This is a genomic window from Pedobacter caeni, assembly GCF_900129215.1.
GTDB classification, from domain to species: domain Bacteria; phylum Bacteroidota; class Bacteroidia; order Sphingobacteriales; family Sphingobacteriaceae; genus Pedobacter; species Pedobacter caeni.
Genome location: NZ_FQUQ01000001.1, coordinates 1,511,197 through 1,524,826 on the forward strand (window position 1 = coordinate 1,511,197; position 13,630 = coordinate 1,524,826).

The 13,630-nt window shown below is 42.8% G+C and carries 11 protein-coding genes; 6 read left to right on the top strand and 5 right to left on the bottom strand.

Features of this window, described 5'->3' with window-relative positions:
* The first annotated feature begins 28 nt into the window (after nucleotides 1-28).
* From BUC20_RS06530 to BUC20_RS06545, 4 genes are read left to right on the top strand one after another with little or no spacing between them, the layout of a single operon-like run.
* Nucleotides 29-760 carry a copper homeostasis protein CutC gene (locus BUC20_RS06530; protein WP_234994458.1) on the top strand — a complete coding sequence of 244 codons (732 nt, stop codon included), beginning with the start codon at nucleotides 29-31 and terminating at the stop codon, nucleotides 758-760.
* Nucleotides 760-3,693: a GH92 family glycosyl hydrolase gene (locus BUC20_RS06535; RefSeq protein ID WP_073228872.1), complete on the top strand. Its 2,934-nt coding sequence runs from the start codon at nucleotides 760-762 to the stop codon at nucleotides 3,691-3,693. Before BUC20_RS06530 ends, BUC20_RS06535 begins: the two co-directional genes overlap by 1 nt.
* Before the next feature lie 30 nt (nucleotides 3,694-3,723).
* Complete coding sequence (gene lepA / locus BUC20_RS06540; RefSeq protein WP_073228875.1) at nucleotides 3,724-5,511, top strand: translation elongation factor 4; 1,788 nt, start codon at nucleotides 3,724-3,726, stop codon at nucleotides 5,509-5,511.
* Nucleotides 5,512-5,565: 54 nt separating this feature from the next.
* Nucleotides 5,566-6,447, top strand: coding sequence for a bifunctional 5,10-methylenetetrahydrofolate dehydrogenase/5,10-methenyltetrahydrofolate cyclohydrolase (locus tag BUC20_RS06545; RefSeq protein ID WP_073228878.1), 882 nt, complete (start codon nucleotides 5,566-5,568; stop codon nucleotides 6,445-6,447).
* A gap of 77 nt (nucleotides 6,448-6,524) precedes the next feature.
* Here BUC20_RS06545 and BUC20_RS06550 read toward each other — a convergent pair whose 3' ends face one another.
* Nucleotides 6,525-6,857, bottom strand: coding sequence for a Rieske (2Fe-2S) protein (locus BUC20_RS06550; RefSeq protein WP_073228880.1), 333 nt, complete (start codon nucleotides 6,855-6,857; stop codon nucleotides 6,525-6,527).
* A gap of 102 nt (nucleotides 6,858-6,959) precedes the next feature.
* Here BUC20_RS06550 and BUC20_RS06555 point away from each other — a divergent pair, with 102 nt between their 5' ends.
* Together BUC20_RS06555 and BUC20_RS06560 are read left to right on the top strand one after the other, a co-directional pair.
* Complete coding sequence (locus BUC20_RS06555; RefSeq protein WP_073228883.1) at nucleotides 6,960-7,583, top strand: 7-carboxy-7-deazaguanine synthase QueE; 624 nt, start codon at nucleotides 6,960-6,962, stop codon at nucleotides 7,581-7,583.
* 53 nt (nucleotides 7,584-7,636) lie between these two features.
* Nucleotides 7,637-9,532 (top strand): OmpA family protein, encoded by a 1,896-nt coding sequence (locus BUC20_RS06560; RefSeq protein ID WP_073228885.1) that lies wholly within the window; start codon nucleotides 7,637-7,639, stop codon nucleotides 9,530-9,532.
* Here BUC20_RS06560 and BUC20_RS06565 read toward each other — a convergent pair.
* The 4 genes from BUC20_RS06565 to recQ are packed head-to-tail and all read right to left on the bottom strand — an operon-like array spanning nucleotide 9,529 to nucleotide 13,606.
* The gene (locus BUC20_RS06565) at nucleotides 9,529-10,116 is read right to left on the bottom strand and encodes a hypothetical protein (protein WP_073228887.1); all 588 of its coding nucleotides are present in this window, start codon (nucleotides 10,114-10,116) and stop codon (nucleotides 9,529-9,531) included. The two genes, BUC20_RS06560 and BUC20_RS06565, sit on opposite strands and share 4 nt — an antisense overlap.
* Before the next feature lie 54 nt (nucleotides 10,117-10,170).
* On the bottom strand, nucleotides 10,171-10,545 hold the full coding sequence (locus tag BUC20_RS06570; protein ID WP_073228890.1) for a hypothetical protein: 375 nt from the start codon (nucleotides 10,543-10,545) through the stop codon (nucleotides 10,171-10,173).
* Between the two features lie 40 nt (nucleotides 10,546-10,585).
* Entirely contained in the window at nucleotides 10,586-11,401 is an 816-nt protein-coding gene (gene kdsA / locus BUC20_RS06575) for a 3-deoxy-8-phosphooctulonate synthase (protein WP_073228893.1), read from the bottom strand.
* Between the two features lie 15 nt (nucleotides 11,402-11,416).
* A complete protein-coding gene (recQ, locus tag BUC20_RS06580) occupies nucleotides 11,417-13,606 on the bottom strand; it encodes a DNA helicase RecQ (RefSeq protein WP_073228895.1) in 2,190 nt (729 codons plus the stop codon).
* Nucleotides 13,607-13,630: the final 24 nt, after the last annotated feature.

Sequence of the window (13,630 nt, forward strand, 5' to 3'; positions counted from 1 at the left end):
CATATTTTCTTTATATAAAATGATTCAAATGGAAGTTTGCGCCAACTCCCTTACCTCGGCCTTTGCAGCTCAGGAAGGTGGCGCAGTGAGGGTGGAATTTTGTGACAACCTGCATGAGGGGGGGACCACTCCCAGTTATGCTCAGCTTAAACTGGCGAAGGAACTCCTGAAAATTCAGGTTTATCCCATCATCCGGCCCAGAGGTGGAGATTTTTTATACTCCGACCTGGAGTTCCGCATCATGAAAGAAGACATCAACATCTGTAAATCACTAAATTGTGATGGTGTGGTGATCGGGATTCTCAAAACTGATGGCAGTATTGATAAAGAACGTTGTGCAGAACTGATTGAGCTGGCAAGGCCCATGAAAGTAACTTTCCACCGGGCTTTTGACATGTGTAATGACCTGGAAAAAGCTTTGGAAGAACTCATCGAAATGGGTTGTGAACGGGTATTGACTTCCGGAGGAGCGATATCGGCAATTCAGGGTGCAGAAAAGTTAAAAGCACTGATCATACAAGCTGCCGGAAGGATCAGCATTATGCCCGGAGCAGGTGTCAAAACAGAAAACATTGCAGAAATCATCCGGATCACCGGAGCAAAAGAATTCCATGCCTCTGCAAAACATGCCATAAAAAGCGAAATGGAGTACAGAAAACCGGAATTGAGTATGGGTACATCAGCCGACGAATTCAGCTTTGACCTGACGGATACTGCCACGGTCAAAAAACTGATTGAACTGGCCAACAGCAACAAATAATGACACAAAAACTGACCAGCACGATCTTTTTTGTTGCCCTGTCCTTTTCCATCAGCTTTGCTCAAACTAAAAAAGATTACACCCAATATGTAAATCCCTTTATCGGAACAGGAGGCCACGGACATACCTATCCCGGCCCTTCAATGCCCTTTGGCATGATCCAGCCAGGCCCTGATACCCGTTTAACCGGATGGGATGGCTGCTCCGGTTACCATGATACCGATACTGTAGTTTACGGTTTCTCTCATACCCACCTGAGTGGGGTTGGCATCCCCGATTACGGGGATGTATTGTTTATGCCTACCATAGGGAAACCTGAGTTCAACAATACTGCTTACTCCTCTCCTTTTCAAAAGAAAAATGAAAAGGCCAGTGTGGGATATTACGCGACTAAACTCGATAAATATGGCATTGATGTAGCCCTGACCAGCACCAGAAGAGTTGCGCTACACCAATATACCTTTCCTGCTTCAAATCAATCCAACATCATCATTGATTTAAAGCACAGAGACCGGGTATTGGACTCCTGGATTGAGATCGTCAGCCCGACAGAGATTCGCGGCTTCAGAAGGTCTAAAGCCTGGGCAAAAGACCAGCCTGTTTATTTCTTCGCTAAATTCAGCAAACCTTTCAAATCTTATGGTATTGCACTGGATGATATCGTACAGAAAGGTTTGAAAAAAGCTTCCGGTAAAAACATCAAATTATTTATTCAGTTTGATACCAAAGCCGGCGAAAATGTACTTTCCAAAGTGGCCATCTCTGCAGTAAGTGCAGAAGGCGCCTTAAAAAATCTGAATGCAGAGCTGAAAGACTATGATTTCAAAGGCACAGTTGCGAAAGCTAAAAAGACCTGGAACACAGAACTTTCTAAAGTGGAAGCAGAAAGTGACGATCAGAAGCAACTCCGCACCTATTATACCGCATTATACCACAGCTTCTTAAACCCTAATCTGTTTATGGATGTGGATGGGCAGTATCTGGGTTTGGATAAAAAGGTCCATAAAGCCGATGGCTTTGAATATTTTACGGTGTTCTCTTTATGGGATACCCACCGTACCGAACATCCATTACTAGCCTTAACCGACAGAAAGAGAACGCTTGATTTTATCAAGACCTTCCTGGCGATGTACGATCAGGGGAAATTACTACCAGTTTGGGAACTGGCTTCGAATGAAACCTTTTGCATGATCGGCAATCATGCCATTCCTGTTATCGTAGATGCTTATGCTAAAGGAATCCGAGATTTCGATACGGCAAAAGCACTGGAAGCCATGAAAGTCTCCGTGAACAGGAAACAATTTGGTCTTGACCTCTATGCTGCCGAAGGTGCAGTTCCTTCCGACAAAGAGGAAGAATCAGCTTCTAAAACGGTAGAATATGCTTATGACGACTGGTGCATCTCGGAATTCGCCCGCCTGTTGGGTAAAAAAGAAGACCAGGAACATTATAGCCGCAGGGCACAATACTGGAAAAACCTGTACGATCCGGAAACCGGATTTATCCGTGCCCGCCAGAACGGAGGTTTTTATAAGCCTTTCGAACCTACAGAAGTAAACAGCAATTATACAGAAGGAAATTCCTGGCATTACTCTTTCAGCACGCAACAGGACATCAATACCCATATGGAATTTATGGGCGGAGCGCCTGCATATCAGGAAAAACTGAATGAATTGTTTACGACAAAAAAAGGATTAACGGGCCGGGCCCAGGATGATATTGCCGGATTAATCGGGCAGTATGCACATGGAAACGAACCAAGTCACCATATGTCTTACCTGTTCAATTACACCAGCCATCCGGAAAAGACCGCGCATTACCTCCAAAGAATCTACAGGGAGCAATACCACGATCAGCCTGATGGTTTGTCCGGGAATGAGGATTGCGGCCAGATGAGCGCCTGGTTGGTGATGAGTGCAATGGGTTGGTACCCGGTATCCCCTGGCAATAACATTTACAACATTGGTAGCCCATGGTTCAAAAAACTAACCGTTCATCTGGAAAATGGCAAAAAGATCATTGTAAATGCACCTTCATTGGATAAAGACCGCTATTATACCTCGGGATTAAAATTAAATGGCAAGCCTCATCAGAAACTGTTTTTAAATTACGAAGACCTGTCCAACGGAGCAAGGCTAGATTTTGAGTTTTCCGAAAAGCCTGATATGGATTACCTGAACAGCCTGGAAAAACCAGTCATGAGGATCAGCGAACAACTCATTACCCCTAACCCATCGATCAATGGGCCATCGGCTATTTTCAAAGGAAAACATAGTGTCAGCATCAGCAATCCTTTAAAAGATGTTCAAATCTATTATACCACAGACGGTTCTGCTCCTTCCAAAGCTTCGCTTCTTTACACCCGGCCTTTTGAAATCGACAAAAGTCTTCAGATAAAAGCCATTGCCTACAAAGAGGGTTATGTTAACAGCTTCCCTGTTGAAGCTTCCTACAAAATTGCAGATCAACATTATACCATACAGGTTAAAACCCCGATCAATCCTACTTTCACAGGTGGGGGTGACAATGCTCTGATTGATGGGATCCGGGGAACGGCTAATTATAAGATCGGAGACATCTGGCAAGGCTTCCGTAGTCCGGAAATTGAAGCGGTTGTAGACCTTGGTTTGAAGAAGAAAGTAAACACTGTAAGCATCGGAGCTTTACAAGATGCCGATGCCTGGATCATCATTCCTGCAGAAGTTAGCTTTTATGCTTCTCCAGACAACATTCATTTTACAGAAATCGGTAAGGTAAAATCAAGCGTTGATCCTAAGGATGAACGCAGGCAAATTCAGGAGTTTAGTGCCAAAGCAGGCATAGAATGCAGGTATATCAAGGTAGTAGTCAAGGCCTATGGCATTCTCGGCGACTGGCATGATGGTTCAGGTGAGCTCGCCCATTCTTTCTTTGATGAAATTACGATAAATTAATCGACTCAAAATCCTATATTTGCGCCACTGATGAAGCACATACGTAATTTTTGCATAATTGCACATATTGACCACGGGAAAAGTACCCTGGCCGACCGTTTACTGGAATATACTAAAACCATTACCCAACGTGAGTCTCAGGCTCAGTTGCTGGATAATATGGATTTGGAACGTGAACGTGGTATCACGATAAAAAGCCACGCCATTCAAATGAATTATACAGTGGACGGACAGGAATATATATTAAACCTGATCGATACGCCCGGACACGTAGATTTTTCTTATGAAGTTTCCCGTTCTATCGCTGCCTGTGAAGGTGCTTTATTAATCGTTGATGCTTCTCAGGGGATTCAGGCACAAACCATTTCCAACTTATATCTTGCTTTAGAGCATGACCTGGAAATCATCCCGATCCTGAATAAAATGGATTTACCAGGTGCCATGCCTGAAGAGGTTAAAGATCAGATCATCGACCTGATTGGTTGTAAACGCGAAGAAATCATTCCTGCATCCGGAAAAACCGGACTGGGGGTAATGGAAATCCTTCAGGCGATTATAGACCGCGTACCTGCTCCGGTTGGAGAACCAGAGGCACCATTACAAGCCTTAATCTTTGACTCTGTATTTAACTCTTTCAGAGGGATCATCGCTTACTACAAAGTAGTGAATGGTGAAATCAGAAAAGGTGATAAAGTAAAGTTCATCAATACCGGCAAAGAATACCTTGCGGATGAGGTGGGTGTACTAAAATTAAACATGTTGCCTAAGGATGTGGTGAAAACCGGAGACGTAGGTTATATTATATCAGGGATTAAAGAAGCGCGTGAGGTAAAGGTTGGAGATACGATTACCAACGTTGCCAGACCTTCCTTAGATTCCATTCAAGGATTTGAAGAGGTAAAACCAATGGTATTTGCGGGGATCTATCCTGTAGATACGGATGAGTTTGAAGAACTTCGTGAGGCCATGCATAAATTGCAGCTGAACGATGCTTCGATCGTATTTGAACCGGAAAGCTCTGCAGCTTTAGGTTTCGGATTCCGTTGCGGGTTCCTTGGAATGTTGCACATGGAGATCATCCAGGAGCGTCTGGAACGCGAATTTGACATGACGGTAATTACTACTGTTCCCAACGTGTCTTATATCGCCCATACGACCAAAGGTGATGAAATCATCGTGAACAACCCTTCAGACCTTCCTGATCCAAGTAAACTGGATTTTGTGGAAGAGCCTTTCATCAAAGCAAACATCATTACCAAAGCTGAATTTGTTGGTCCCGTAATGTCTCTTTGTATTCAGAAAAGAGGAACGATCATCAATCAGTCGTACCTGACTTCAGACCGCGTTGAACTGGTGTTTGAAATGCCTATGGGTGAGATCGTTTTCGATTTCTACGATAAGCTGAAAACCATCTCTAAAGGATATGCTTCTTTCGATTACCATCAGATCGGTTATAAACAATCTGAACTGGTACGTCTGGACATTCTGTTGAATGGTGAACATGTGGATGCGTTATCATCCTTAATTCACCGCACCAATGCTTATGACTTCGGAAAAAGAATCTGCGAGAAATTGAGGGAATTGATTCCGAGACAACAGTTTGAAATTGTGATCCAGGCTTCTATCGGTGCAAAAATCATTGCCCGTGAGACCGTAAGGGCTTTACGTAAGGATGTAACAGCCAAATGTTATGGTGGTGACATCTCCCGTAAACGTAAACTTTTGGAGAAACAAAAGAAAGGTAAAAAACGGATGCGTCAGGTAGGTAATGTGGAGATTCCACAAACCGCTTTCATGGCCGTACTTAAATTAGATTAATTTCCAGGCAATGCTCCGGCATTGCCTATACATAAACAACATCATTAGGATTACATGCAGTTACTTGACGGAAAATTCGCATCAGAGAAAATAAAACAGGAAATAGCAGCAGAAGCCGCAGCTTTCTTAGCAGAGAGTGGCAGAAAGCCACACTTAATTGCAATCCTGGTTGGAAATGATGGTGGCAGCGAAACCTATGTTGCCAGTAAAATGAAAAACTGTGAAAAGGTAGGTTTTCAATCTTCCCTGATCAGATATGATGTCACAGTTACTGAAGCAGAATTGCTTCAGAAGATCGAAGAAATCAATCAGGATGCCGGAGTAGACGGTTTAATCGTTCAACTTCCCCTTCCTAAACACATCGATCCTGAAAAAGTAACGGAAACGATCGACTATCGTAAAGATGTAGATGGGTTTCACCCGGTAAACCTGGGACGCATGATGAGAAATCTGCCATGCTTTATTCCTGCAACACCTTATGGAATTCTGTTAATGCTACAGGCTTATCAGATTGATACCACAGGGAAACACTGTGTGGTAGTCGGCAGAAGTAACATTGTCGGAAGTCCGATGAGTATCCTGATGGCCAGAAATGCAAACCCAGGAAACTGTACAGTAACATTGACGCATAGTAAAACAGCGAATTTAAAAGAGCTGGCTTTACAGGCAGATATCATTGTAGCAGCGATTGGCAAGAAGAATTTTGTAACTGCAGATATGGTGAAGCCTGGTGCAATCATCATTGACGTAGGGATCAACAGAGAGACTTCAACAGAAACTAAATCAGGTTATAAGCTGTACGGTGACGTTGATTTTGAAAACGTAGCGCCTAAAGCTTCATGGATCACTCCGGTTCCCGGAGGTGTAGGTCTGATGACGATTGTGGGTTTATTAAAGAACACATTGGCTTCAGCTAAAAAAGAAATCTATCCATAAGAATTCAGGATATCACGATAAAAAGAAAGAGGGTTGATTATTGAATCAACCCTCTTTCTTTTTATACAAATTGTTTTTTATCCAAATAGTTTCTTAATCCAGCTTTCTTTTAAGCCCACGTAAATCCCATCTTCTCTTTCCTCCACCGGATAAATATCGATATAATCCCCCTGCCCCTCTGCTCCCCTTCCTGTCTCCAGACTATACTCATACCGATGAATCGGACAGATCAGATACCCATCTTTACAGCGCCCTCCGCTCAATATCCCTCCGGCATGCGGACAGGTATTCTGAACGACATGAACCTGATGCTGATGCCTCAGCATACATAATTTCTTCCCGTTCACCTTAATTTGTGTGACAAAATCCTGCTCCGGGAAGGTTCCTTCTATTTTATACCACTTCAACATCTCCGGATTCCCTTCTTTTTCATAGATTGGTCATATAAACGTTTTCAATATACATATAATCTCATTTCCCGCGGATATTTTATTTACCTTTGCAGCCTTTATATGGCACATCAAATACCAGCAGACGGCACATTACTTCCTTTAATGGAAGAGTTTTACACCATTCAGGGCGAAGGATTTAACACAGGAAAAGCGGCTTATTTTATTCGTTTGGGAGGTTGCGATGTCGGTTGTCACTGGTGTGACGTGAAAGAAAGCTGGGATGCAGAATTACATCCGCTGACTTTATCAGATGACATTGTCATTAAAGCAGATAGTTTTCCCGGAAAAGCAGTAGTGATCACCGGTGGTGAACCACTGATATACAACCTGGATTACCTGACCCAAAAGTTAAAAGAAAGAAATATCCTGACCTTTATCGAGACTTCTGGTGCTTATCCGCTTTCAGGAACCTGGGATTGGATCTGTCTTTCTCCAAAGAAATTTAAAGCGCCCCGTCCGGACATCACTCCTTTTGCAAATGAGCTGAAAGTAATTGTGTTCAACAAGAGTGATTTCGAATGGGCAGAGAAATACGCAGAAAGCGTTTCTGACTCCTGTAAGTTGTATTTACAACCAGAATGGTCCAAATCAAAAGAGATGACTCCACTGATTATTGACTATGTAATGGCAAACCCTAAATGGGAAATTTCCCTACAGACTCACAAATATTTAAATATCCCTTAATTATATCTTCGGATTTTTCGCTACATTTAATATTATTCATTAACAGTAGCGTTTTGAAAAAAATATCTATTGCCGCTTTCTTAGTTTTTCTAATTCTTGGGGTTAACGCGCAAAACTCTACTGTCAAAAAAGCGACAGCGGATTTTGACAAGGCCCAGGCCTATTTGAATAACAATGAATACGAAGCAGCCATTGCTTCGCTAAAGGATGCTGTGGCAGCTGATGCCAACTTTCAGAACGCCATCATTCAACTTGCAGAACTCAACCGGAGAATCAGATCTTTTGAAGAAGCCAAGTTATATTACAACAAAGCGCTTGCCTTAGGTGCCGGATCGGACGTACGTCTGCATTATGGATTGGCCGAATGTCAGATCAATACCGGTGATTACCAAAGTGCATTGAAAAACATCAATGTCTTTATCGAAAAATATACCGGAAATGACAAGGCCTTTCTTGCCAAAGCAGAGAAATACAGAAAGGACTGTGAGTTTTCCATCCAGGCATTAAAAACACCCCAGAAATACGAACCTGTTAACCTTGGTGCAAAAATCAATTCTAAGCACCGGGATTACTTCCCGGCCATTACTGCCGACAATGAAACCTTAATCTTCAGCAGAAATATCGATGGCAATGAAGACTTTTTTATCTCTAAAAAAGTAGATAAAGAATGGACCGACCCTGTTTCCCTGAGCAGTAATATCAATACTTCCCAATTCAATGAGGGTGCACAATCTATTTCTCCTGATGGGCAATACCTTTTTTTTACGGGTTGCAACAGGCCGAATGGGCTGGGAAGATGTGACATTTATGTCAGTCATAAGGAAGGAAACAACTGGGGACAGCCTTTTAACCTTGGTGCTCCGGTAAATTCTATGTACTGGGAATCGCAACCCGCCATCAGTCCGGATGGAAGTACCTTGTATTTTGTGAGCAACAGACCAGGGGGGATTGGTGGTTATGACATCTGGAAAACCCTGCTCAATGAAGAAGGCGAATGGTCAGTACCGGTCAACCTTGGCCCGGAGATCAATACTCCTTATGATGAAAATACGCCCTTCCTTCATGCCGATGGAAAAACACTGTACTTCTCTTCTGATGGATGGCCAGGCATGGGCAGCAAAGACATTTTCATGAGCCGCATGGACAGTACCAGTCATTGGAGCAAACCTTTAAATATGGGATACCCCATCAATAGTTTTAGTGAAGAAACCGGATTGATTGTGAGCCCCAACGGAACAGAAGCTTTTTTCTCTTCCAATTTAAAAGACGGGCATGGCGACATGGACATTTACCAGTTTAAACTGCCGGAAGATAAAAAACCAATGGCCATTACTTATGTAAAAGGCATTGTCCGGGATAAAGAAACCAGGAAGTTCCTGGAAGCGAGGGTACAGGTGGTCAACCTGGGCAATAAAAAGACTGCTTACAATGATTATACCTCTAAAGACAATGGGGAATTTCTTGCGGTAATGCCTTTCGGTGCTGATTATGCTTTTAACGTCAGTGCAGATGGTTATCTTTTTTATTCTGAAAATTATGAGCTTAAATCCGTCAATGGGAACAAACCCTTTCTTCTGGAGATTGATTTAGAGCGGTTGAAAGTCGGTACAAATATGGTCCTGAAGAACATCTTCTTCGATACGAATGAATATACCCTTCTCCCCGCTTCAGTGACAGAACTTGCAACCCTGAAAGAGCTGTTAAAAAACAACCCGAACATCCACATAGAGGTTCAGGGACATACGGATAATGTAGGGAATGACCTTCAAAACGAGAAACTATCTGTCAACCGTGCCAAAGCGGTATACGATCACCTGATTGAAAGCAAAATTGATGCGGCAAGATTAACTTACAAAGGTTATGGGGAAACCAAGCCAATTGCAGGAAATGAAACGGAAGAAAAGCGGAAAAAGAACAGGAGAACCTCCTTTATCATTACTAAAATCTAGAGCGCCCGGCCGCTCTGGTGCTGTTCAGACAGCTTTGTGCATTTAGCCTCATAATCATCATACACCCCCAGGTCAAATGATTCCAGATTAACGGTTTTAAACTTCATTTTTGTCCTGATCGTTGGAATTTTAACAAGTTTTCCCGATCCCTTATTGGCCGCAGGGTTAAAATAATTCCAATCTCCGATGTAATCATGCGTTAACAGGTTTAAACTGGATTCCCCGCTTCCATCATGGGTAGCACCACCATATGAATACCTGCTTACACCAATCAGCTGTACTTTTTTAGTATCCTTGTTGTACCTGAACTGAGTTTTAAAACCTGTCCGCATCCAGTCATTGAAAAGCTCAAAGCCACTTTTAGTGGCCTTAATTCCGGCGTTATCATCTAGATTTGCCAGTGCCTGGCTTTGAATTTTTGTAAACTTCTGACTGGATAACCGGCATACTATAATAGACTCTTTTCCGGATAAATACACCGTATCCTTTACCCCATCATGATCTAAATCTTTAATGAGTTTCTCCTGCCCGAAAACGAGCATCTGGGATAAGAACAAAACAAATGTCAGGAGCGCTTTTGCCATGATTGGTTCAATTTGATTTTTATCATCAAACTTAATACCAGTATTTTATACTGTCTATACCAAGTCCGGCTTTGGATAGTCCGGAGCTATAAAATCAAGCAGTCGTTTACGGGAAATGATCTGGTTGCCACTAAAAAAATCGCCATCATCCAGACGGGCTAGTGAAGAAGTGGATTGCTGAGCCAGCCAGGCAACAAATAAATCTCTGTTGGGGAAGATTTTCGGTTCGGAAAAAGCGCCGTCCCAGATTTCACCATACAAGAACTCTTTATTTTCATTCATCGCCATCCCCATACCACAATAGTCGCGGTGGCCATATCTGAGTTCAGTTCCTGATTCGAGTTTATCAGTCACCTGAGCAGCCAAAACAGGGCCAAATACCAAGGTATCTGAGGCCAATCTATGCAGTGCTGCTTCATATTCATCCATAACCATAAAATTAATTATGTTATTGCCTAAAGTTAGATCATCAGATCACCGCTTGTCTCAACCTGACCAGTTTTACCAGTAAATCTTCCAGTAAATCCAGGTGTAACATATTTGCACCATCAGACTTTGCATTTGCCGGATCAGGATGTGTTTCAATAAACAAGCCATCCGCACCAACAGCAATTGCTGCTTTGGCAATCGTTTCGATCAGCTCAGGTTTTCCACCCGTTACTCCCGAACTCTGGTTGGGCTGTTGCAGGGAATGTGTGCAATCCATCACTACAGGAACCCCGAAGGCCTGCATTTCAGGTAATCCACGATAATCTACAATCAGGTCCTGATAGCCGAAAGTATTTCCACGATCAGTCAGGATCACCCGGTTATTTCCGGATTCCACGATCTTTTCTACAGCAAATTTCATCGATCCAGCCGATAAAAACTGACCTTTCTTTACATTAACTACTTTTCCTGTATGTGCGGCAGCGATCAGCAAATCTGTCTGGCGACAAAGGAATGCGGGGATCTGCAATACATCCACATAAGCTGCTGCCATTGCAGCTTCTGCGCTTTCATGGATATCAGTAACCGTAGGTACATTAAAAGTTTTACCGATTTTCTCCAGGATTTTCAAAGCTTTCTCATCTCCGATTCCGGTAAATGAGCCTCCTTTTGAGCGGTTCGCTTTGCGGTAAGATCCTTTGAAGATATAAGGGATATTCAGTTTATCAGTGATGGTAATGATTTTCTCAGCAATGCGTAACGCAATGTCCTCTCCTTCAATGGCACATGGTCCGGCCATTAGAAAGAAATTATTGGAATCCTGATGTTTTAAATTATCTAGTGGAAAATTGATCATTTTGTATCTTTTGTATTAATTACCGAATTCAGACATGAATTTAATCCGCATTAACTGGATTTCTTCACGTGAATAGTCTGTCTCCCCCAATTCTTTTAAAGCCTCATCGATAGAGTCATTCTCGGCAGACTGGAAGTAATCAAATACTTCATCCTGACGGTCTTCATCAATCAACTCATCAACAAAATAATTAAGGTTCAGCTTGGTGCCTGAATTTACAATGGCTTCGATTTCTTTTAAGATATCGAAATAAGTGATGCCTTTGGATTTAGCGATATCTTCCAGACCAATCTGTCTGTCGATATTCTGGATAATAGACACTTTAAGCTGCGATTTATTTGCCTGGGTTTTGATGATCAGGTCTATCGGGCGCTCAATGTCATTATCGTCTACATATTTCTTAATCAGCTCAATGAATGGAGAACCAAACTTCATGGCCTTTCCATTTCCTACTCCGGAGATCTGCTTCAACTCATCCATCGCAATCGGATAATGCGTACACATCTCTTCCAATGAAGGGTCCTGGAATACCACAAATGGAGGTACATTCTTTTGCTTGGCGATTTTCTTTCTCAGGTCCTTTAACAGCTGTAACAATTGCGTATCCAGCGTGCCTGTACCATGTTTCACATCATCCTCATCATCGTCCGCAGCACTTTCTATCGGCTCATTGAGCACAAATTTCAGGCTGTATGGGTTTTCAATGAAATCCCTTCCGTTATTGGTCAGTCTTAAAAGACCGTAATTGTCAATATCTTTAGAAAGGAAGTTGTTCAGTACCGACTGGCGGACCAAAGACTTCCAGTAGTTTTCTCCTTCTACGATGCCCAGACCAAACTCCGCAATCTTGCCATGCTCATAAGCAATGGTTTGTGCCGTTTCAGAACCGGTAAAAATATTCAGGATATGTGTATCGTCGAACTTCTCTCCTATGCGTTGCACCAGTTTCAGTAAAACCAGCAGCGATTCTTCTGCATCAAAAAGCGTTTTAGGCTTTTTACAGTTGTCGCACATACAGTTACAGCCTGTTTCGTTGAAGTTCTCTCCAAAGTAATGCAGGATTTGTTTTCTGCGGCAAACACCAGACTCCGCATAGTCGATCACTTCTTTCAGGATCTGTGTCCCGATTTCACGTTCAGACACCGGCTTGTCCTTCATGAACTTGGCCAGCTTATCTACATCTTTCTGTGCGTAAAAAGCAATACATACCCCTTCTCCTCCATCACGGCCAGCCCTGCCAGTTTCCTGATAGTAGCCTTCCATACTCTTCGGAATGTCGTGGTGAATCACGAAACGTACATCCGGTTTATCGATCCCCATACCGAAAGCAATGGTCGCCACAATGACTTCCACATCTTCCATCAGGAATTTATCCTGTGTATCGGCCCTTACCTTAGGCTCTAAACCTGCATGATAAGGCAAAGCCTTGATCCCATTCAGGTTTAAGGCTTCCGCTACTTCCTCCACCTTTTTACGGCTCAGACAGTAGATAATCCCTGATTTTCCGGTATTGTACTTGATGTACCTGATCATTTCCTTGATGACATCTCTTTTGGGGCGGATCTCATAAAACAAGTTCGGCCTGTTAAAGGACGACTTAAACAAGGTGGCATCCGACATCTGCAGGTTCTTAATGATGTCCTGCTGAACTTTCGGAGTAGCCGTTGCCGTTAAAGCTATAATCGGGATCTCATCTCCCAGGCCAGAAATGACCTGTCTGATTTTCCGGTATTCCGGACGGAAGTCATGCCCCCATTCAGAAATACAGTGGGCCTCATCGACCGCCACAAAGGATATCTTAATCAGTTTTAAGAACTCAATATTGTCTTGCTTGGAAAGCGATTCCGGGGCAACGTATAACAATTTGGTTTGTCCGCTGAGCAAGTCGCTTTTTACCTGGGTAATTTCTGCTTTGTTTAAAGAAGAGTTTAAAAAGTGAGCGATGCTGTCGCTTCCGCCGAAAGCCCTCAATTGATCTACCTGATTTTTCATCAGGGCAATCAGGGGCGATATAACAATTGCAGTACCTTCGCTCATTAGCGCCGGTAACTGGTAACATATGGACTTCCCTCCACCTGTAGGCATAATAACAAACGTATTCTTTCCTTCAAGAACATTAGTGATGATAGACTCCTGATCACCTTTAAAATTATTAAAACCAAAAAAGGTTTGTAAGTTATCAAACAACGACTTTTTCACATCCATTACGCGTATAAAATATTCAGTGCT

What these genes read in the sequence shown, in the direction of transcription:
- BUC20_RS06530 (WP_234994458.1), top strand. Translation starts at nt 29, where the DNA reads ATGGAAGTTTGCGCCAACTCCCTTACCTCGGCCTTTGCAGCTCAGGAA.
- BUC20_RS06535 (WP_073228872.1), top strand. Translation starts at nt 760, where the DNA reads ATGACACAAAAACTGACCAGCACGATCTTTTTTGTTGCCCTGTCCTTT.
- lepA (WP_073228875.1), top strand. Translation starts at nt 3,724, where the DNA reads ATGAAGCACATACGTAATTTTTGCATAATTGCACATATTGACCACGGG.
- BUC20_RS06545 (WP_073228878.1), top strand. Translation starts at nt 5,566, where the DNA reads ATGCAGTTACTTGACGGAAAATTCGCATCAGAGAAAATAAAACAGGAA.
- BUC20_RS06550 (WP_073228880.1), bottom strand. Translation starts at nt 6,857, where the DNA reads ATGTTGAAGTGGTATAAAATAGAAGGAACCTTCCCGGAGCAGGATTTT.
- BUC20_RS06555 (WP_073228883.1), top strand. Translation starts at nt 6,960, where the DNA reads ATGGCACATCAAATACCAGCAGACGGCACATTACTTCCTTTAATGGAA.
- BUC20_RS06565 (WP_073228887.1), bottom strand. Translation starts at nt 10,116, where the DNA reads ATGGCAAAAGCGCTCCTGACATTTGTTTTGTTCTTATCCCAGATGCTC.
- BUC20_RS06570 (WP_073228890.1), bottom strand. Translation starts at nt 10,545, where the DNA reads ATGGATGAATATGAAGCAGCACTGCATAGATTGGCCTCAGATACCTTG.
- kdsA (WP_073228893.1), bottom strand. Translation starts at nt 11,401, where the DNA reads ATGATCAATTTTCCACTAGATAATTTAAAACATCAGGATTCCAATAAT.
- recQ (WP_073228895.1), bottom strand. Translation starts at nt 13,606, where the DNA reads ATGGATGTGAAAAAGTCGTTGTTTGATAACTTACAAACCTTTTTTGGT.